The organism is Methanobrevibacter sp., from assembly GCF_030539555.1.
Taxonomy (GTDB): Archaea; Methanobacteriota; Methanobacteria; order Methanobacteriales; family Methanobacteriaceae; genus Methanocatella.
Map to the genome: position 1 here is coordinate 1 of NZ_JAUNXX010000024.1, position 22,359 is coordinate 22,359.

At 34.7% G+C, this 22,359-nt stretch carries 10 protein-coding genes; 7 read left to right on the top strand and 3 right to left on the bottom strand.

Features of this window, described 5'->3' with window-relative positions; translation table 11 throughout:
* The 4 genes from Q4Q55_RS05960 to Q4Q55_RS05975 form a co-directional block, all read left to right on the top strand.
* Window positions 1-1,204 (top strand): hypothetical protein (locus Q4Q55_RS05960; protein ID WP_303371908.1); only part of this gene is annotated, 1,204 nt, incomplete at its 5' end.
* Between the two features lie 133 nt (window positions 1,205-1,337).
* Window positions 1,338-1,835 carry a hypothetical protein gene (locus Q4Q55_RS05965; protein WP_303371909.1) on the top strand — a complete coding sequence of 166 codons (498 nt, stop codon included), beginning with the start codon at window positions 1,338-1,340 and terminating at the stop codon, window positions 1,833-1,835.
* A 17-nt stretch (window positions 1,836-1,852) separates the two neighbouring features.
* Window positions 1,853-2,608, top strand: coding sequence for an STAS domain-containing protein (locus tag Q4Q55_RS05970; protein ID WP_303371910.1), 756 nt, complete (start codon window positions 1,853-1,855; stop codon window positions 2,606-2,608).
* A gap of 174 nt (window positions 2,609-2,782) precedes the next feature.
* A complete protein-coding gene (locus Q4Q55_RS05975) occupies window positions 2,783-4,771 on the top strand; it encodes an ABC transporter transmembrane domain-containing protein (protein WP_303371911.1) in 1,989 nt (662 codons plus the stop codon).
* 146 nt (window positions 4,772-4,917) lie between these two features.
* Here Q4Q55_RS05975 and Q4Q55_RS05980 read toward each other — a convergent pair whose 3' ends face one another.
* The gene (locus tag Q4Q55_RS05980) at window positions 4,918-5,811 is read right to left on the bottom strand and encodes a phosphatase PAP2 family protein (RefSeq protein WP_303371912.1); all 894 of its coding nucleotides are present in this window, start codon (window positions 5,809-5,811) and stop codon (window positions 4,918-4,920) included.
* A gap of 140 nt (window positions 5,812-5,951) precedes the next feature.
* Entirely contained in the window at window positions 5,952-7,259 is a 1,308-nt protein-coding gene (locus Q4Q55_RS05985) for a prephenate dehydrogenase (RefSeq protein WP_303371913.1), read from the bottom strand.
* A gap of 454 nt (window positions 7,260-7,713) precedes the next feature.
* Here Q4Q55_RS05985 and Q4Q55_RS05990 point away from each other — a divergent pair, with 454 nt between their 5' ends.
* Together Q4Q55_RS05990 and Q4Q55_RS05995 are read left to right on the top strand one after the other, a co-directional pair.
* Window positions 7,714-8,859 (top strand): transposase, encoded by a 1,146-nt coding sequence (locus tag Q4Q55_RS05990; protein ID WP_303371914.1) that lies wholly within the window; start codon window positions 7,714-7,716, stop codon window positions 8,857-8,859.
* A gap of 122 nt (window positions 8,860-8,981) precedes the next feature.
* A complete protein-coding gene (locus tag Q4Q55_RS05995) occupies window positions 8,982-9,923 on the top strand; it encodes a bile acid:sodium symporter family protein (protein WP_303371915.1) in 942 nt (313 codons plus the stop codon).
* Window positions 9,924-10,442: 519 nt separating this feature from the next.
* Here Q4Q55_RS05995 and Q4Q55_RS06000 read toward each other — a convergent pair.
* Window positions 10,443-10,628, bottom strand: a complete 186-nt coding sequence (locus Q4Q55_RS06000) for a hypothetical protein (protein ID WP_303371916.1) — start codon at window positions 10,626-10,628, stop codon at window positions 10,443-10,445.
* A 23-nt stretch (window positions 10,629-10,651) separates the two neighbouring features.
* Here Q4Q55_RS06000 and Q4Q55_RS06005 point away from each other — a divergent pair.
* On the top strand, window positions 10,652-22,359 hold an 11,708-nt coding region (locus Q4Q55_RS06005), incomplete at its 3' end, for an Ig-like domain repeat protein (RefSeq protein WP_303371917.1).

Here is a 22,359-nt window from a genome sequence, read left to right on the forward strand (position 1 = left end):
TACGGATAAAAACATCAATAAAAATAAAACAATTGATAAAAACAAAAAAGTCGATACAAAGAAAACAACTAACAAGAATAAGACAACAAATAAAAACAAAACGGATAAATCCAAGAATAATTACATTTTAGCTAAAGGAAGCGGAAATGGAATTATGTTTAGCGATGGATTTAAAGGATTTATGCTTGATTATTCAAAATCCCCTGCAAGTCCTGGAGATCAATTCAAACGTGTCTCTACATCAAAGGCAAGTAATTCAAATTCGATGAAAGTAGCTATAATAAACCGCTACACACATGATTCATCAAGTCAAGTTGGAAACATGAATAGCATTTTTGTTAAAAATGCTTCTTCAGGCAGTAATGTCAGTAAAGCTGTTTCAACTTCTCAAAGGATAGGTGATCATGAGGTCGTTAAAATAAATAATCATACTGAAGCTGTTTTTGATTTTGAAGTTTTGGAATCTGTATCTGGTAATGTATCAGATTATTTTGCATATAAAGTATCATTCAGAACAATCAATGATAATGAAAAAGTCATAAATCAGACCACTAATTTAACAAATGTAACAAATACGACAAATGTTACCAACACAACCAATACGACCAATACAACCAACATTACAAATATAACTCAGCCATTAGATAATCAGACAAATGCCACATTCCTAAAAGGATCATATGATTATTTGGCTTTCCTTGCCAATTCACTCTATGGCTCCTGGAAACCAATTATCGACACTTTAATAAATGATGTTTTAATGTTTGTAAATGCTCTGGAAGGACTGGTGAATTTGGTTGAAGACTTTATGGCGGAAATTCAGTCTTTGATGGATGGTCTTCGAGAACTTTTAAAGATGCTTGAATCGATATGGAATGAACTGGATGGGCTTTTAAAATTGTTGGGCATGCTATTGACCGCCCTTGATCAGCTTTTAAACTTAATTGAATCTATATTGAATTTCATTGTAGAACTTATCTCTGCAATCATATCACTTATACAGCAACTTTTAGGATTGCTGTTTGCTTTAATAGATTTCATTATAGATTTAATCAATCAATTAATAGCCCTAATTCAAGCGATTTTAGACTTCTTGAAATCAGTTGGCAGTTTCTTGATTAATGTTATTGGAAATGCAGTAATTATAATATCTGCATTTGTGATTATTACAATAGGGGCGTTTGTTTACAACAGAATAAGATAATCTTCATCTTATTCTTTTTTTTAAGTTTACCATTGAAATTGGGTAATGTTCAAAGATTTCAACGCAAATGCGGAATTAAAAGGAGAAATTATATAATTTTTTAGAAATGTACATTTAATAGAATTTGGATAACATGTTTAATATTGAAGGAATAGAAACTGATCAGGAATTATTGGAAAGGACGAATCCTATATTCAATACTGCCAGGATGACTCTTTTTCAATTGGCCGCTGCAGGTCATGAAGATGCCAAAGCTGTAGCCGAAAGAATGAATCTTACACGGGAAGATACTCAGGATAGTAAGACAGTCAAGGCCGATGAGGATGACCTTTTCATTAACAGCGTCATTATGGAAGTAAGATACTTTACTAATGGAAAACTCGCTAAGGAATCAGGTTTTACAGTGGTTGACTTGCCATGCGGTTTCACACCCGGAGCCATTGAATTTGCAAGAAGTGGCAAGAAATTTGTTGGAATGGACCTTCCTGCAACAATTAATGAAGTTCAACCTGCCATCATGTCCTTGCTGGATGATGAACAGAGAACGCTTGTCAATTTCGAGGGAGTGGATGCAACCAATTATCAATCCCTAAATCTGCATTCGACAAGATTGACGGAAAGGTATGTATAACAACAGAAGGACTCCTGATGTATCTTACAGACTCTGAGCTGGATGCCATGTGCGATAACATCAAAAAGATTCTTGCCGAGCATGGAGGATATTGGATTACTCTTGACCCTGAGATATCCCGTCTCTATGTTGTGATAGTAAAAGCTTTCTACGGGCAGAGAACAAGTGATATTATGTATACATCCAAGTACAGAGTAGAAGACAAATCTGATGCAACGATTGTGCAAAATACAATAACTGTTAGTTCCTTAGGGGATGTTCAAGAAAATATGAAAAACGCAATGAATTATATCACATCTAAGGGATTTAAACTGGAGAAGATTCCATATGCCGAGCATGTATCTGAGTTTAGAAGTTTGGAAAATGCAGATCCCAGGATTGTAGCTCAGATTAAGGAAGGCCTTAAGGGAGTATACATATGGAAAATTACAGTTGATGAATCAGTCAATGTTGATATTTCTGATGCAGGGACAGATTCTTTTAATGCAGATGCATCAATCGATGGTGATAGGCTTAATTTAATCTTGTCGGGAAATTTAGATACATTAAGCGCACCTAAGCTTCTTGCCAATTATGAGAAAATTAAGGAAGATAATGCTATCGTAAGTGTGTTTATCGATTGTTCTAAACTGGAATATGTATCCTCTGCAGGGCTCCGTGTTCTTCTCATTATGCAAAATGACTGTGAAGGCGGAGTTATAATGAAATCATGCAATGAAAATGTCATTGAAATTTTAGGCGATGCTGAAATTAAAATAGCAGATCTAATGTAATTGGCGTATATCGCCTCCAATTCTTTTAATATACTCTTCAACATAGGATTTGTCTTTTTTCAACTTAATACTTGTAATCACAAATCATTTAAGTTATCAGCGATGCACTGTTTTGACCAATTTCAATGCAAGTGGGGAATTATATATTTATTATTTAAAAACTAAATTATTATCATGAAAAAGTTTTTGAGTGTTGCATTAAAATCCCAGTGGAAAACAGTATTACTTATTTTTACATTAATAATCGTTCAGACATTCTTTCAAATGGAAATAATTGATCTGTTCAGTGCGGCTTTAACTGGTGTTAAAAATCAAAATATTGATTTGCTTTTCAAATCCGGATTATATATGTTAATGTATACGCTCATTTCAGTGATTTCCTTGTATGTTGTTTCTTTTTTCTCAACAAGGGTATCCTCAAAAGCAGCATATATTGTGCGTGAGAAAATCTTTCATATTCTGATGAACCTGCCTGATGAGGAAATCGATAACTTTAAAATTTCAGGGCTTGTTACACGGTCAACCAGAGGTATGTCCTCAGAACAGGGATTTATAGTGATAATACTGGAACAGTTAATTCTGATTCCCATTACATTTATAGCGGTTTTATATGAAATAGCATTGATTGATAGTACTTATACGATATTTTTCTTATCATCTGTTATCATTATTGCAGCAATCGTAATCTTGAGAATGAAAAAGATTGTAGAAATATTTTTCAGAGCTAAAAAGACATACGGAAAACTGAACCTGTTATTCCTATCTAAAATCAGTGATATAGCCAATAAGGTCCAATTTAATAAACAGGAGTATGAAACTGAATTTGAAAAGGCATGTGAGAATTCCTTAAATAAAAATGTAACATATATTTTAAGCCAATATTACCTCGGACCAGTGTTAATATGGGGTTTATATGCTATTGTTCTGATTACATTGGCAATGGTTAATTCCGGATACACAATTGGCTTTGAAACTGACAGTGTAGTTGATTCATTGATTATTTTGGTATATATTGCATACTTCATTTCTACATTGTCTGTTATTCCGGCATTGATTGACAGATGGCCACGTGCATATGCAACTTCCGTGCGTTTAGAGGAAGTTTTGAATCTGGAAGATAAAATCATAAAATCTAAAAACACAAATGATACTCCAAAAACAATAGAAATTGTTGAGGAGGATATCACCGTAGAGGATAAAGGCATATGGGCTGAAAGAAACGACCTCGTCGATAAATTAATCGGAATATTAAACGAGGATAGGAGAAAAGTAATAATATCAATGATTTTACTCATGATATCTACATTATGTATGGTTTATGCTCCAAAAGTTGCAGGAAAGACCGTTGATTTATTGAGTTCTAATTTGAATTCATCCAACGATATTGCTATCTACACCAATATCGCCTTGCTTTTGATATTATACTCTGCAGGGTATCTGTTAAGATTACCTCCAAAAAGAATCATGGGGGCCACCGGTGAAAGGGTAGCATATAAATTAAGAATTAAATTATTTGAAAAGCTTGATGTTGTCGGTTCCGGTTTCATTCAGGAAAATTCAAAGGGTCTCGTCCTATCTAGATTAAACAACGATGTGATGAACATCAGGGAGTTTGTCTCATCCAGATTTTCTGAAATTTATGCACAAATCCTAACTATAGCTTTTGTAATTGTATTGATGTTGATGACTGACTTTAGATTGAGCTTGATATATCTGGCGATATTGCCGGTTTATGTCATTTGCTTTTATATATGCGATTTTAAATCCAAAACCCATTACGAGGCCCATCAAAAGCATTTAGGCAGAATGATGAGCTATTTTGAAAGAGGCCTGTCAAATCGTGATTCGTTTCATGAAAAAGGGTTTAAAAAAATCAATCAAACTGTAATTGACTGTTATGTCAAATCCAAAAACATTACCAATGTTATGGTGCCGATTACAACATTTTTAATAAATATAAGTAATATAACCGTTTATACTGCAGGTATTTACTTTTTATCAGTTAATGAAATACAGCTGGGAACTTTATTGGCATTTATTATGTATGTACAGTTATTGACAAAGCCTATTAAAAAACTAAGCAGTTCGATGGCTTCTATTGAAACTTCCCTATCAAGCATCAAAAGGATATTTGCAATAATTGACTATCAAAAAGATGAATAATTGAGTTTTGATGCGGATGCAGTCAAGCTAAAATCATTCTATGATTTAAGTTAATGCTGGAATGATTGCTTATCACTATTTCAAGAATGTTATTGCACCTAAAACAGGATAATATCAAAAAAAGTAAAGTTGATTAACGGATTCAATCATCCGTCCTTATCAATCTTTTTAAATGCTAAAGGATATATGGCAAGCATTATGAATGTACATAGAGAATGCACGATACATTTAACCAAATCACTGTTTCCTGCAATTTTCGGGAATAATACAAAAAGCAATACAAACAATATGATTGCTCCCACAAGTCTGACTATTGCATCCCGTCTGCTTTTGGGATTTTCGAAGTTAACGTATTTTTCCTCAACAAGAAAACCTAATGAAATTCCCAAAGCCAAAGCCACATATTTAATATAACTTATTGCCGGACAGAATACGATTCCCACCAAAGACAGTGCTACAATACCCAAATAGATATATGCTCTATTTTCAATTATGTCGAAAATACGAGATAATATTAAAATTATCGCCAAAGCAATGATAAATCCGACTATAGTATCACTCGGAAAGTGAACACCTAATCCGACCCTTGAAAGCGCAACAATCAAAACTCCAATCATACCAACAACGACATACAGATAATTCCTGACATATATTGGAATGGCCAAAAACAAGTTGGTTGCCATCATTGTATGTCCGCTTGGAAGTGAATATCCCTGTATTTTAAAGTTTAGAGGATTCTGGTCAGGCACATTGGCATGAATACACTTGATTTTATCCACAACAGCATATGGCCTTAAACGTGCAACGGTCACCTTGACAAATTCGCAGCACACACCAGCCACACCCAACGAAAGTAATGTGAATTTACCCCAGTCCTTGTTGTATGCCAAATATATTGAAATGAATATCAGTGCAATGACATTTTTAGTAATGACATCTGCTATAATTTCAAAGAATCTCAATACAAAACCTGGAAGGGAACTTTGCATGAATAATATAAGAGAAACTTCCCATGGGAAATAAAAAACCGTTTCAAACATAATGTTGAATATGTTTGATATTTAATAAAAAGATTACTAAAAAAATAAAGGACTATCAAAATGTTAACTCTTGTTTTTTTCAACTTGAAATATTGATAATTTCCTTATACAGCGATATAGTTATTATATGAATCGTGTAATTAGCAGATTTCGCCTCCAATTCCTTTTATATATTCTTCAACATGGGCTTTGTCTTTTTCATCAAATACTGTGTAATGGAATGTGTAGATTGATTTTGAACCGTTGCCGATTGCGTTGGTTATTTTGGCATCGATTACAGGGTCAATGTTTTTAAACATTTGTAGCAAATATTTTTCATCACACTGTGAAGGGAGAATTACGCTTAAATCGGCATGTTCCAGTTTGAGGTTGTTTTTCTTCCACTCATAAAGTTCACTTTCAGACATTATGTCGATATGGGAAATGTTGAGCGTGAGCTCTTCACCACCTGCATTTATTATAGCGCTTTTTGCGGTTACTTTTTTCACGGTTCCAACATATGTTTCCTGAGAATATGACTGTCTCAATCCAATCTCTTTACCGATTGATTTAGTCAGTATGTTTGCTTTTTGCGTTGTCATGCTTATTGCCTTATCTGAACGCACTAACGCTTCTTCACGTTCATCCAAATGCTTGGCTGATTCCAGTATACTATTTACAAAGTCTTCCTCGGCACCATGTTCAATCAAATCGGAGAGATATATGCTTTCTTTTATCAGTGCTTTTCTTGCATTTCCGGTTTCATCATTGTTCTTTTGTATGGAATAGTAAAGATATGGATTTTGAAAGACTATGCGGCTCACCATGTCAAGCATCAGACTGTAAACAGGACTTGAAAAGTTTCTGGATTCCTTAACGTTTATATTCAGTTTCCTGATTGTTGAAGCAAGTGCGATAAATGAGAAATGGGTCAGTCCCTGAACGATGCTCATGTATTTGTCATGTTCTGATGGGGTTGTCAGGACAATTTCACAGTTGGTTTTAGTCAAATACTCTTTAACACGGCCTAGCCATTTGTCTGATCTGTTTTTGATTGGTGTCAGTACGATAATCTGTCTTTCGAGTGTGGGGACCCGTGGTCCGAACATCGGATGGCAGGGCAATATCTCCACATTTTCGGGAGCGTATTTATCCAGGGCTTCTGCAGCTTCTTTTTTAATGCTTGCAACATCCATCAGAAGTGACCCTTCAGGAGCATGGGGCGCCACCTCTTTAATTGTGTCCGCCATAAACTCAATGGGAACGCAAAAAAGTATGATGTTTGCATCTTTAACTGCATCGATATTGTCGTTAGTATAATCTACATTAAGCTCTTCAGCGATTTTTCTTCCAGATATTGCATCACGGCTTGTTATTGTGATGTTGAAATCATTTCTTAAGTGTTCCGCCATCCATCTGCCAAGACCTCTTGTGCCTCCGATAATTGTCATGTTTGATTTGTTGCTCATAGTCTACCACTAATAAATTTATATGTTTGTATTCTATTTTAACATTATTGTGCAAGAATTTTCCTGTTTATCTTTAACATGCAAGAATACCCCAACTTCTGAAAGTTGGGGATGAATTGCACTATTGGGTGTACTATCTTTTTTAATTAAATTTATTGCGTTTATTTTTATTTTGTGTGTTCTTGACGCTATTTTAGGTCATGAATTTTTGTTCAGTATAACTTTTTTTTGTTATAAATATTGTTTTGGATTTGAAAAATTGTTCTGAGTTCGTTATTCGAATACTTTTCAAATGCTCTTACTCATTTTTTATAAGGGGGTAATTACAAAGGACATATTATTCAATTAATGTAATTTTAATTGTTGTTTTAAAAAAGAGTAGATGTTTTTTCATTTCTTTTTAGGGAAAAAATATTATAAAAAAAACAAATGAATCTGGAGGATTTGTGATTTTATGGACAAATATATTCGAGGCGTTGTTGTTAAACTTCATTTAACTCCCAAACAAGAAATCATGTTTAAAGAAAACTATGGTTGCACTCGCAAAACCCATAATGAACTTTTAAATAAATATAAAGCCAAATATGGAGATGATTCTACTAAAATTCCAACTAAAAAAGAATTAAATCAATTCTTAAACGAATCCAAAAAAGAATTACCATACTTGAGGGAAACAGAGTCCACCAGCCTCCAACAGGCAAGAGATGATCTGCATAAAGCGTTCACAAACTGTGCTAAAAGCAAAAGACACAATCAGCCAAAATTTCACTCTAAAAAGAAAACACGACCCAGCTTCAGACAAACCATCCGAAAAGAAAAAAGACCAGTAGAAAACAACACACTAACCTTAAGAAAACACGGAAAAGTAAAATTCAGCACAAGCGTAGAATACCTGGACTTATTAAACCATCCCAATACTAAATTCAACAACATCACAGTATACTATGACGGATTACACCACTACGCATCAATCAACATAGAAACACAACAACCAGAACAACTGGAATTGACAAAAGAACACATTGGATGTGATATAAATTCCAATAAAAACGGATGGTTAGTCACAAGTAAAGGACTAAAAGAATTCTTTGATGTTGATCATGACAACCAAATGATTAAACACATCAACAGATTAATGTCCAAATGCAGAAAAGGAAGCAGACGATGGAAAAAACAAGAAAAAAGACTAAAAAAATGGTACAACAAAAGAACAAACCAACTAAAAGACTACATTGAAAAATTAACCTATCAACTAGTCAAAAAATACGACACTATAGTCTTTGAAAAAAACTACTCCACTATCAAAATCTTAATCGGAGGAGAACAAAACATGATATTTCCTCTATCGCGATTCATACAAAGACTAAAAGACAAATTCCAACTCTACAAACCACAAGCAGAAGGCGTACAATTTGTAAAACCCTACAATACAAGTCGAACATGCCACCACTGCGGACACATAAAACAAGAGTTAAAAGTCAAAACACGCAACTGGAAATGCAAAGAATGCGGAAAAATACTTGATAGAGACATAAACGCAGCAATTAATATACTAAACCGCTGGTTCAACGGGGATAGCCTGAAAAAATACTTAAATTAAACCATTAAGTGAAAAAAAATTCAGGAATCCCCACCCTCTTTTAGGGTGGGGTGGTTCAACAAACTGTATTATAGGCAATACAAATCAATATATTTTTTATAATTAAAATCAAAAATTAAAATATGAAAGGGATTTTTGAATTTATTGAAAAATATTTTTTCATCGTAATATTGTTGGCAGTAGCTATTTCTCTAGTTTATTCAAATTCATTTAAATGGGTTTTAAGCGAATATAATGGCATCAATATTATCAATTTGCTTTTAAGTATTGTTCTTTTTACAATGGGAACCACATTGAAAGTGGATGACTTCATAAATGTGTTCAGAAATCCTAAGGCAGTTACAGTTGGAATTTCAGCACAATATATCATAATGCCTCTTATCGCATTTGCTCTTGCAAGTGCATTTTCTCTTGATACTGCCTTGACGGTCGGTCTAATTCTTGTTGGAACTGTACCTGGAGGAACTGCATCTGACGTCATCACTTTTCTTGCAAAGGGGGATGTGGCATTGTCCGTTTCTTTGACTGCAGTTTCTACAGTGATTTCACCCATATTAACTCCAGTAATCACGTTATTGTTAATCGGCAATCAGATTCAATTCAATCCGGTTGACATGTTCATTTCAATTCTTGAAATAGTAATCGTTCCAATTATTTTAGGTTTGATTTTGAATTACAAATTCCCTGATTTTTGTGAAAAATTAAAAGATTATCTACCTACCGTATCATCTATTGTAATTTGTCTAATCGTTGCGGGAGTAATTGGTGCCAATAAACAGGCTATTTTAACTTCATCTTCTATAATACTCATTGTCATTGTCCTGCAGTATATTCTTGCAATGTTAATTGGATTTGGAATTGGTTATCTTGCAGGAATGGAGAGAAAACAGATAATTACAGTAGCTATCGAACTTGCGTTTCAAAATTCGGGTTTGTCAACCAGCCTTGCAAAAACCCATTTTCCAAACTTGTCCCAGGCAACAGTTCCAGGAGCGCTTTATTCCGTCTGGCAGAATTTTGCAGGATCAATTCTTGCCTATGCATTTAGAAAATACCAATCTTAACTGCATGCCATTATTTTTTTAATATGTGCTGGATGCTAATTCTGGTGGCGATAATGATTTAGTTAATTGAAATTATGGAGTTTTGCTTTCTAATTTTTAATTCAAAATTAATTTTCATTGTTTTATTTTTCATTGTTATTAAGTGATTTAGAGAACGAGCGTTCTGTTGTTAAAAATTAATATTAAGAACAAACGTTCTGTTATATTGTAAAATAGTAACTGTTATATTGTTTTTATTCATTATACAACAAAGAATTTATAAAACAGTAAAATGATAAATATTATTAAGATAAATATTGAACATCTACAATCAACATTAGTCGTCAATATTTTCTTAAAATTTTTAAAGTGGTATGGGGGGATTAAAAATATGAATGAAACTCATAATGAACACTCCAAGGTTCCATTAATATTAATGACCTGTGTTTTATTGAGTTAGGGGAAGTCTTAGTGCTGCAATCGATATCAATGCAATAGACAATTCAAATGGTTCGTAATTCTTTGATACCTATAATTGCCTCAAACAGTAGGTACTTGGAATATTACACGGGACAGTATTCCTGTAATGGCTGGAGATACCATTATTCGCAAGTCATGGGGTTTGTAATAATCGTAACGGCTCTTCTGGGGGATGTTGTATTTATTGTAATGCGGTTTTAAGAATCTGAAGAAATGAGAGTTCATCTCTAAATATTCTTTAATCACTTATACAATTGAGGTATTTTAAAATGAAGAAAAAAACGATAGGGATATTGCTGGTGATATCTCTTGTAATGATTATAAGTATCGGTGCAATTTCGGCGGCTGATACAAATGATACATTGCTTGAAGATGCCAGTGATACGGATATTGCAACAGCTTCTGTTGCTTTAGAAGACAATGCCACTTCGCTTGAAAGTGAAGATGGCAGTGATGTTGAAATTAATGTAAATGATAATTCGGATGAAATTTCCGATGGGAAAGTAAAGGGAGATGCTTCTTCCAATGTAGGTGAAGAGGTGCTTTCTGCTTCAGATGATGATTTGCTTAAATCCGGTGGAAATAATTTTTACTATGATAAAACTGATAAATGGTACGAAGATTTTGAAGATGCCTTATCAGCGGCTGAGAGTAATGGTGGAGGAACAATAAAGATTTGGAGAGGTACATATAAATACACTTCCGATGATGATGATTTTCAATATAAAATTAATACGAAGGGTACATATACAATCCAGCCTTACGGCTCAGACCATCAAGTTATTTTTGACGGTGAGGAAAAAGGTTGGTTCTTGCATATAACTAATGAGGATATACATGTCACCATCAGTGACATCACCTTTAAAAATGGGAAAGGAAATGATGGTCCTCTGGAAGTTGAAGATGGTGCACAATTGACCTTGTACAGATGTATATTTGAGGGAAATCATGCTTCTTCCGATGGAGTTAGTTACGGATTGGGTGGTGCCATAATTGTGGATGAAGGTTCACTTATAGCCAACGACTGCAGGTTCATAAACAATAAGGCTGATAGACACGGTGGTGCCATCTGTATTGAAGATTCAGGTTCAGTTACACTTAACAACTGTTATTTTAAAGGAAATAAAAAGGGCTCTGATGAAGAAAACGACTTTGAGGATTATAGTATAGATAGTGGTGAAACTCCAGTTTGGTCTTTTACAAATTGTCTGTTTGTAGGAAGCGGTGATCTTCATATTGATGTGGATGCTCCTGAAAAATCAGTTACAATAACTCCTGTTGTTGATGAAACTATAAATTTGGTGGTTTTATATAAAGATGGTAAGTTTTATGATGATAATACTGGGGCTAGTGGCTATAGTACAACTTTCACAGACCTTGATAAAGGAACCTATACAGTTTACCTGATGGAAGGTAGTGAAAAAAGATATGAGTATTCAGGAAATACTTTTACAATTATAGAACCTAATTTTATTTTAAATGATGAAAGAGTATTTGAAACTTTAAGTGATGCTGTAAATGCTATTTCTAATGGTGGAAGTGGTGAAATTGCTGTTAAAGGCGGAACTTACACAGGTTCTAGTAATCTTAACGTGGAGATTAACAATAAAGAAGTAACAATTATGCCGAAATCTGATTGGGATCATGTCACTTTTTCAGGAGACTCTGATAAAGTCGGGGGTCAGATTGTATGTCGAAGTAATTTCTTGACTGTAGGTTCTAATTCCAAACTCACTATTGAAGATATAACTATAACCGGCTACTTTGCAGATTCAGCATTAAAATTCACTGCTGGTTCAGAGGGCTACATTTCAGATTGTAAATTTAACAATATTAAAAATCCTGATGGTTATGGTGGCAATGGAAATCCGATTAATGCGCAAAATTCAAATCTGGCACTGTATAACTGTACTTTTGAATCAAACGGTCCAACACTATTTAAAAGCACTATTGTAAATATAGATGACTGTACTTTCACTTCCAATTCAGGTACTCAGGGTGGAGCTATCAATGCTGATTCTTCCACAACTTTAAATGTTACCAACTCAGAATTTAACTTGAATGAGGCCAATGAAGGTGGGGCAATATATGCTACTAATCTTGAACTCTATGGTAATGAATTTATAGGAAATTCTGCTAACTTAGGTGGAGCTGTTTATATAACCAGTCAGAGTGAAAGTCTCATAAACATGACATATTGTGTTTTTGATACAAATCTTGGAAATTACAGGAACATATACTTCGAATCACTCACAAGGAAATTTAATTTCGAGTTCAATGAATATGATTTGAATTTGACAATACGTTTAGATGATATTTCCTATGGTTCTGATTCTATTCTTTATGGTAACTTTGACTGGGGATCAAATTTAAATAATACTTATACTCTTTTAACAGGAATTGCAGATGAGGAAAATATCTTTGGGGATATGGTCACTGTTGTAAATAAAAAATTTGAACTAAATCTTGGAGTACTTCCTGGCGGAACACATGAAATAGTAATGGAGGGTATGTATACTCAGGGAGACAGTAGGGACCATTTCTGGCAACATGATTACTATTCTGATTTATACCAAAATGAATTCTATTTAATTAATCCGGCATATGCAAAAATTGGAATTGAAAAGGCTAAAATATCATTAACTCTTGAAGTAAATGATGTATTGATACCTGAAACACCTGTTTTAAATGTTTATGCTGATAGGGATTTGAATTATACTATTTTCATTCAAAATAAATATTATCAAGTTCAAGTTGTAAATGGTAAAGGCAGCATGCAGCTGACCGGCCTTGATTTGGGCAATTATACAGTAGTCGGTATGCGTGATGCTGATGAAAATTATTATCTTATCATGAATTTCACCACTTTTTCAGTTGGTAAAACCTACAGCAACTTCCTTGTAGTGAGTACAAATGTTGAATATGATACCTTGGCTGAGGCGGTATCCAATTCCAATAGAGAGGATACTATTTATGTTAAAAACGGTACATATTCACAAACAGGAATAGTAATATCTGATAAGGCTCTTGAAATCGTTGCATTGGGTGGTGCAGTCTTTGATGCTAATGGTCGTGACGCCAATTTCATAATAGTCAATGAAAACGCTATGGTTGATATATATGGCATAACATTCAGAGGAATTCACAACAGAAATACCAATTATGGAGCTATAGTCAATCATGGATATCTTTCACTGGATTCATGTAATTTCACTGACAATAAGATTACAAAAACATCATTTGCCGGAAACGGTGGAGCAGCCATATTTAGTGACGGAGAGTCACTGGAAATTGACAACTGTAATTTCATAAATAATGTCGCTCCTTTAAAAGCAAGTACTGCAGCTGTCACATCAGTGGGTCATGATGACGTTTCAATCACTGATTCCAAATTCATAAATAACACTGCACGTGAAGGCGGAGCAGTGCACTTCAAAAACATAACACAATTTGAAGCAGCAGTCATTTCATGTGATTTTGAACAAAATACTGCTGTTAAAGGGTCTGCAATATATGTTGGCGACAATTCCAGATATCTGACTGTCACAACATCTGGCTTCAAGAAAAACGACATCAAAAATAATTTGGGAGAAAAAACTCAACTTGAAGGCGGAGTAATATATGTCAACGCAAACAATAGTGATGTAATCTTTGATATTAGTTTGTCCAATTTTGAAGACAACTCCAACAGCAATGTTGATGGCGGAGTCATATGCCTTGATGGATGTTATAAAACCAGCATTGGCAGTTGTATCTTCACTAACAATAAAGGTAAGGTTGGTTCTGCAATTTTAATCAAAAACCCTAATGATAAAAAGTTAAGCTTATTTATCGATAGCAGTGCGTTTATAAATAACACTGCAACAAATGGTGCTATTGCAACATCTCCTAAAGTTACAGCATTCATTGATGAGTGTCTTTTTGCAAATAACACTGGAGAAAACAGGAATATTTACAGCAATGGATTTACTGTGGCCCATGATTCCATTTTCGATGTTAAGGATACTAAATTAAATGCACCATCTGTTCAATATGGTGAAAGCTCAACAATTACCGGTACAGCAGATGTCGGTACCAATCTCTACGCAGCAGCCAATTTAACAGTTGCTGGTGTAAACAGCATTGTGGAAATCAAAAACAATGCATTTGCCTATAATGCAGGTACATTGGCTCACGGCAAATATTATGCTGTTTTAAACAGTATTGTAGATAACAATAATAATACTTATCTCATGGACAGTATAAGTGAAATTTTCAGAGTTACCCGTGGTAGTATGGAATTTAATGTTTCAGTTGTCAATATTACCTATGGTGAAACCCTTAAAGTCGTTGAAAGTCTACCTTCAACTGCTACAGGTACAATTGATTACCAACTGAACGGAAATTATTACACAAAAGATGAAATCGAGTCATTGAAACTGGATGCAGGAAAATATACTCTTGTAGCTATCTATGATCATGAAGATTTCGCTTTATCATCAACTATTGTTAATTTTGAAGTCTATAAAGCTAATCCGACCATATCTGTACCAGATGTGGATGTAAAATATAATGACAGCATTGTTCTGAGCATAGAATCAGATGTTCCATCAATTTACACAATTGAAATTGAAGATTACAGAAATGTTGTATTTGTCAATGGCAGCAGAACTATTGTAATAGATAAAACATTGAATCCTGGCAATTACACAATCAAGGTGACTTCACAGGAACGCGTAAACTACATATCAAATTCCACTGAGGCCAATTTGAATGTCAATGAAAATCTTCCGGTATTTAGCTTAAGAATCTCAAATACTAATATGGATGATATGGAAACTGGCAATGTGGGGGAAAATGACTCTTTAGTGGACATTTCCAATAATATTCAGAGCCAACCTTTAATGACTTTTTCATCCGTTAGGTATTTTGCAGTTGATAATGCTAAATCAGATGAAAATCTCGCTAATTCTCCAGATAATAACCTTGGTGATGAATATGGGGAAGGCAGATTCATTTTCCAATACGATGAGGATGATGATTATGAATATTTCGATACTCTAGAAGATGCAGTCGATGAAGCTGTGTTATATGGTTCAGGTATCATTACAGTTAGAGGCGGAACATATCAGGTATATAGTATTGATATTGAAGGAGAAGTGGAATTAACAATCAAGGCTTATGAAAATGAAGAGGTTATCTTTGACTGTGGAGGCGAATATTACTTCATGCTTTTAACATATGATACTGAAATATATCCGACTGGGATACCTCCGTTTTTTGAGGTAGAGCAGACAGACGGTCCTACCGTCACACTTGAAAACATTACAGTAATCAATGGGGTTGCTACTTATGGTGGAGCTATTGACCTGGAAGCGGGTACTTTGATCTTGAACAACTGTAATTTCCACAATAACGCTGCTGATGAAGGTGGAGCTATATATATTGGTCAATCTGATGCAGAATATGATGCAACGGTTATTGCAGTAAACACTACCTTTATAAACAATTCCGCATCAAGTGAAGGTGGAGCAATCTATATTGCAGATGACAATTTGGACGGTCAATCAACATCAGCATCATTTATGTTATGTACCTTTTTAGACAACTACCAAGGTGAAGATGATGAGAAAGTGAGGAATTACTTTGCTGGTGGTAATGTTGATGAAATAACTTGTCAATATTGTATCTTTAACGCTAATGGGGAAATATACAATTTCACTATGGATAAAATCAATCAGGCTGTCTATGTAAATGGTACATCTAATGATACCTTTGATTCAGTGGTCTTATTGTACTTCGATACAGCACCTTTATACGCTATTAACAACAACGGTTCAAGTGATTTCAGCATCACTTTTGAGGATGTTATGGGCGGAAACTATACAGTAGGTGTAATGAACGACCATGACTTCAATACATATATCTTTGATGTCAAATTTGAAATGAAAGTGCCGAATTTCATCATATCCGAAGATGAAGTATATGAAAACTTAACCGATGCTATTGATGCAGTTAGTGAAAATGGAGTTATATATGCAAATATGAATTACTATGTTGAAGAGCAAATGGGAATTGATATCAGCAAATCATTCACTCTTAAGAATTTCAGAGGCCGTGATGTTGTTTTCGACGGAAACAGTACAACATGGTTCTTTACAATAGCTGAAGGATGCACTGTTGCATTTGAAGGCATATACTTCACTGACGGTGCTGTAAAAAATCATGCAAGCATTGAAAATTACGGTACTTTAGTAATCAATAACTGTACATTCGACAGTTTCGAAACAGGTGAAATCATACACAACTCCGGTTTATTAAACATATTGAACTCTACATTTACACTTAACTTTGTTAATAATGCTGTTGTCTGGAATGATGGACAATTATTCATCGATACAGTTGAATTTTCAAGCAATATTGTCAATATGAGTTCTGTTGTATACACCAATGGCGCTGCAGAAATCATCTCTTCCAATTTCACAGAAAACTATAATTTCGCAAATGGTGGTGCAATCTATAACGCCAAGTCATTATCTGTTAAAGACACCGTTTTCACAGAAAATGAGGGTTACAATGGTGGAGCTGTTTATAGTGAAGGAACCTTAGAAGTTATAAACTCCACTTTTGAAGACAACACTGCAAACGGATATGGTGGAGCAATTTACAATGGAAATGAAGCAAACATATTCAATTCAACATTCACAGGATCATCCAGTGAAATGGACGGTGGTGCCATTTATAACAATAATATTATGACTGTGGACAATTCCACATTCGTTGCAAATTCCGCAGCCGGAAAAGGTGGTGCGATTTACAACAACAAGTCTTTGGTACTTACAAAATCCCTATTCGGAATTAACTATGCTGAAGAGTGTGCAAACATTTACAATGCAGGAGATATTCAATACAGCGAAAACACATTTGATTTCTATGATGTGATACTGGTTGTTCCGGATGGTGAATACGGCATTCCTACAACAATTACCGGTACACTTAACCCTGAATTCAACATGGATCTTCAAGTAACATTGCCTGGTTTTGTCAATCATAAAGATGCAACAGTCACAATTTCAGACGGTGTGTTTGAATACGTTACAGACATTTTGCCAAAAGGTATTTATGATGTTGTCTTGGATGAAATCATTTATGACGGCTACGGCAACATTTATTATGGTGAAGCAATAACCGACAGGCTTATCATACGTAAGGCGAATGTCTACATCAATCTGACTGTAGATGATATTGTCCTTAGAAATACTGATCAGGCCGCACCGGTTTTAAAAATCAGTGCAAGTAAAGACGGATTATTGAATATTGTTTTCAACAATAAGATTTTAAATGTTAATATTAGAGGCGGTCAGGCCACAGTAACATTGGATGCAGTCGGTGAAGGAAATTACACTGTATTTGCTGCTCGTGAAGGTGATGAAAACCATAACGATGCTGTAAACACAACCACATTCACAGTCAGTGAATATGTGGGCAATTTCATTGTCAACAGTACTGGCGGTAAATATGATACATTACGTGAAGCCATCGATGCTACTTCAGATGATGATGTCATTTATGTAATGGAAGGAAACTATTCTGGTGGGTACAATTTTGGATTTGTCATTTCAGGTAAGAAATTATCTATAATTCCTCTTGGAGATGTTGTTTTTGATGGAGAGTCAAGCAATAACTACTTTATGTATGTTCATGAAAGCGCTGATGTTACTATATGTGATATTGTTATTACAGGATTTAACACTAATGCTGGATCAGGGATAGAATATTACGGTACTTTTGAAAATCACGGTAATTTGACTCTTGATGGATGTACCTTTGCTAATAATGCTATTTCTGGAGATACGACTAAAGCATTAATCTATAATGAAGGAAATTTAAACATTGTTGAATGTGAATTTTATGACCATGTATTTAGTGGAAATATCATAGATAGTCGGCCTCAATCCAATCTCATAGTTAATGGATCAACATTTGAGAACAATGCAGTTAATGATGACCTCATTTCAATTGATAATGCGAATTCAGTAAAAATTATATCAAGTGTATTTGCCGAAAACGACAAGATATTTTCATCCCAATGCAGTATTATTCGTGCTGTTGAGTGTACAGATGTTGTCATTAGTTCTGCATTTTACAATAACACTCGAGGAAAGGATGTTATTTCTGCAGTTGCAAACACTAATCTGCTTGTTGATAATTCCATATTCACAGGCAATACTATGGATAATATAATCCGCGCATACGACAATGTTCAAAGTACTATTTCAGAATGTACATTCACAGAAAACACTGTTAAAAATGTTGTTTTAAGTGATGGCGAAAAACTGTCAGTTCTTGAATCTACATTTTCAGACAATACCCTTTCAGGCAACGGTGCATTATACATTGTATCAGGAAATGCAATTGTCAACGGCAGTGTATTTTCAAACAATAAGGCAAATAATTACAGAAACATCTATAGTGTTTCCAGCAATGTGAACATTACCAATTCAGTATTTGATGCTCTAAACGTTGATTTCACTGTTCAGGATATTGACTACGGCCAAACTGAAACAATTGAAGGAACTATTGATATCGGTACAAACCTCAACTTACCTGTTAATTTGGACATTAACTCCAAAACCTATTCAGTCAACGTAACTGACAATAAATTCACCTACAATGCAGGTATTCTTAACGGTGGGGACTATAAGGTAGTATTAAATCCAAAAGATGCTAATTCAAACACTTTTGTATTTGATAAAATAACCAAAATGTTCACTGTCAATCGTATAGATCCTGGATTGAGCATTTCAATAGCAGATATTACTCAGGGTGAAAAATTAAAAGTTAATACAACAATCAGTAAGAATGCTTCTGCTAATGTTGTCTATGAACTGGACGGTAAGATATATTCTAAGAAGGAACTGGAAAATCTCACATTGGCTCCTGGCGATTATTTGGTTGTAGCAATGTATAGGGGAGATAAAAACTTCCTTTCAGCTACTGCAATGGATAATGTGAAAGTTCACAAAGTCGCTCCAAACATAACTGTCAGTGATGTTGTCATCAACTATGGTGATGAGATTAAAGTAAATGTAAGTGCTGATGTTGCTGATTATTATACAGTATTTATTGGCAACGAATCAGTTTCATTATATGTTAATGATAATGCAACATTCACATTCGCAAGTGAAAACTTCAAATCTGGTAATTATGAAATCACAGTTTATGTATTTGAAACTGACGATTATGATGAAGCATATGCCTATGCCACTTTAACAGTTAATAAGGCTGTAGGTATTTTCAATTTAACAAACGATACAATTGTTCAGGGTGAAAATGCAACAATTACTGTAGAAGTTCCACTCAATGCATACGGAAACATTACATACAGAGTATATGATAAGGATAAGAAGGAAGTTTACAGCATCACACAATCCTGTCTGGATGAACTTGTTGTTCCTAATCTGAATCCTGGATTATATAATGTCACAGGTACTTATGAAGGCGATTCTTACTACGCTAAAGAATCTATAATCAACTATGGTGAAATATTTGTCAGAGGATGTGTAGACGTAATCGTTTCTGTAGACAATATAACTTATGGTGAAAATGCCACTGTTACTGTTGAAAGTAATGTTGATGGTGACTATCTTGTTTATGTAGGAACTGAACCTATTGTAGTTACTGTCATAAAAGGCACTGGAAATGTGACTGTTCCTAATTTAAGTGCCGGAAGTCATGCTGCAAATGTAACTGTTATTGATGGCAATTATTCCGGATTTAATGAAACAGCATTTGACGTAGCTCCTAAATCCATTTCAGTTGATGTTTCTATTGAAGATATTGTATTCGGTGATAATGCTATTGCTATTGTCAATGGTGAAGTTGATGGCGAATACATTATAGAGATAGATAATCAGAATTATACTGTAAATGTTGTTGACGGTAAAGGAAGTTCTGCAATTGACGGTTTGGCCATTGGTGATGATATTTTAGCTTCCATAACAATTGCCAACGCTAACTATAGCGCATCCAATACTACAACATTTAATGTATTCAGTAAATATAATACTCCAATTTCCATGGATATGGAGATTGTGGAAAACAATATTACAATGACTGTTACTGTTAGTGATAAGGCAACTGGTCTTGTCAAATTCCAAGTAATCGGTCAGGAAGAATATGTGGTATACTCTGATGTTATTGGCGGTGTAGCTATTCTTGAGGATGTCCTTGAGACTGGTGATTACACAGTTGTCGCAACCTATATGGGTAATGACAGATTCAACACTAACATCACTTATGAGGATTTCACTATCAAAGGCCACATTAAGAAGAATACTACTATCAGTGCTCGTGCTGATGTGGTTGGAAGCAGAGTTACAATAACTGTAAATGTTGATGAAAACGCTACCGGTTTTGTAAAACTGACTGTTGGCGGTACTGTTGCAAATATTGAAGTAGTTGATGGTGTCGCAACACTGACAACCGTACTGGTTCCAAACAGTTACCTTGTTGGTGTAACTTACCTTGGTGATGACGACTACAATATGAACAATACAATGGTGACATTTACCATAGTAGAAGTTTCCAAAGAAAATACTACTATTGATCTTAACATTACAGCTGATGAAGACACTGCTCTTATTATGGTTGATTTGAATGAAAACGCAACTGGATTGGTTAAACTCTATATGCTCTGGAAGGAAACCGGTGAAGAATATACCATGTACATGGATGTTATTGACGGTCATGTTGAAACATTAACCAACAGCATTGAACCTGGAAACTACACTATAGTTGCAACATACATGGGTGATTCAGTATTCAACACCAACACTACCTCTGGTGATGTTGAAATCTTCGGACATATCCTGAAAGATACACCAATCACAGCAGATGTTGTTGCAAGCGGTACAAGAGTTACATTAACTGTTAAAGTTGATGAAAACGCTACCGGATTTGTCCAACTTCTGTTTGGTGATAATGTATTCAACATTGCAGTAGAAGATGGAATTGGAAAATTAACAACTTCATTGCCTTACGGAAGCTACAGCCTGAATATAACCTATTTAGGTGATGCAAACTACAACAAGAACTCCACTAAACTTGATTTCACAATTGTAGAGCCTGATAAGGAAATCACTCCAATCTCCTTGGATGTCGTGACTGACGAAAACTATGTGGGAATGACTGCTACTGTTAGTGATGCTGCAACAGGTCTTATCAAATTCCAAGTAATTGGTAGTACAGGACAATACACACTCTATGCAGATGTAATTAATGGAAAAGCCATTCTTGAAGATACTCTTCCAGTCGACAATTACACAGTAATTGCAACATATATGGGAGACAGCAGGTTTAATACCAACATTACTTATGAAGACTTTACTATCCTGGGTCATATTAAGGTGGATACTCCAATTAGTGCTCGTGCTGATGTGATTGGAAACAGAGTTACAATAACTGTAAATGTTGATGAAAACGCTACCGGTTTTGTAAAACTGACCGTCGGAGGTACTGTGACTAATATTGAAGTAGAAGATGGTGTCGCAAAACTGACAACCATGCTGGTGGCAAACAGTTACTTTGTTGATGTAACTTACCTTGGTGATGACGACTTCAATATGAACAGTACTAAACTGGCATTTACCATAACAGAAGTTTCCAAGAAAAATACTAATATTGCTCTTGACATTACAGCTGATGAAGACACTGCTCTGATTGTGGTTGACTTGAATAAGGCTACAACAGGATTAGTTAAACTCTACATGCTCTGGCAAGAAACCGGTGAAGAATACACTATGTATATGGATGTTATTGATGGTCATGTTGAAACATTAACCAACAGCATTGAACCTGGAAACTACACTGTAGTTGCAACATACATGGGTGATTCAGTATTCAACACAAACACTACATCCAAAGACATTGAAATCTTCGGACATGTGCTGAAAGATACACCAATCACAGCAAATGTTACTACTAATGGAAACAGAGT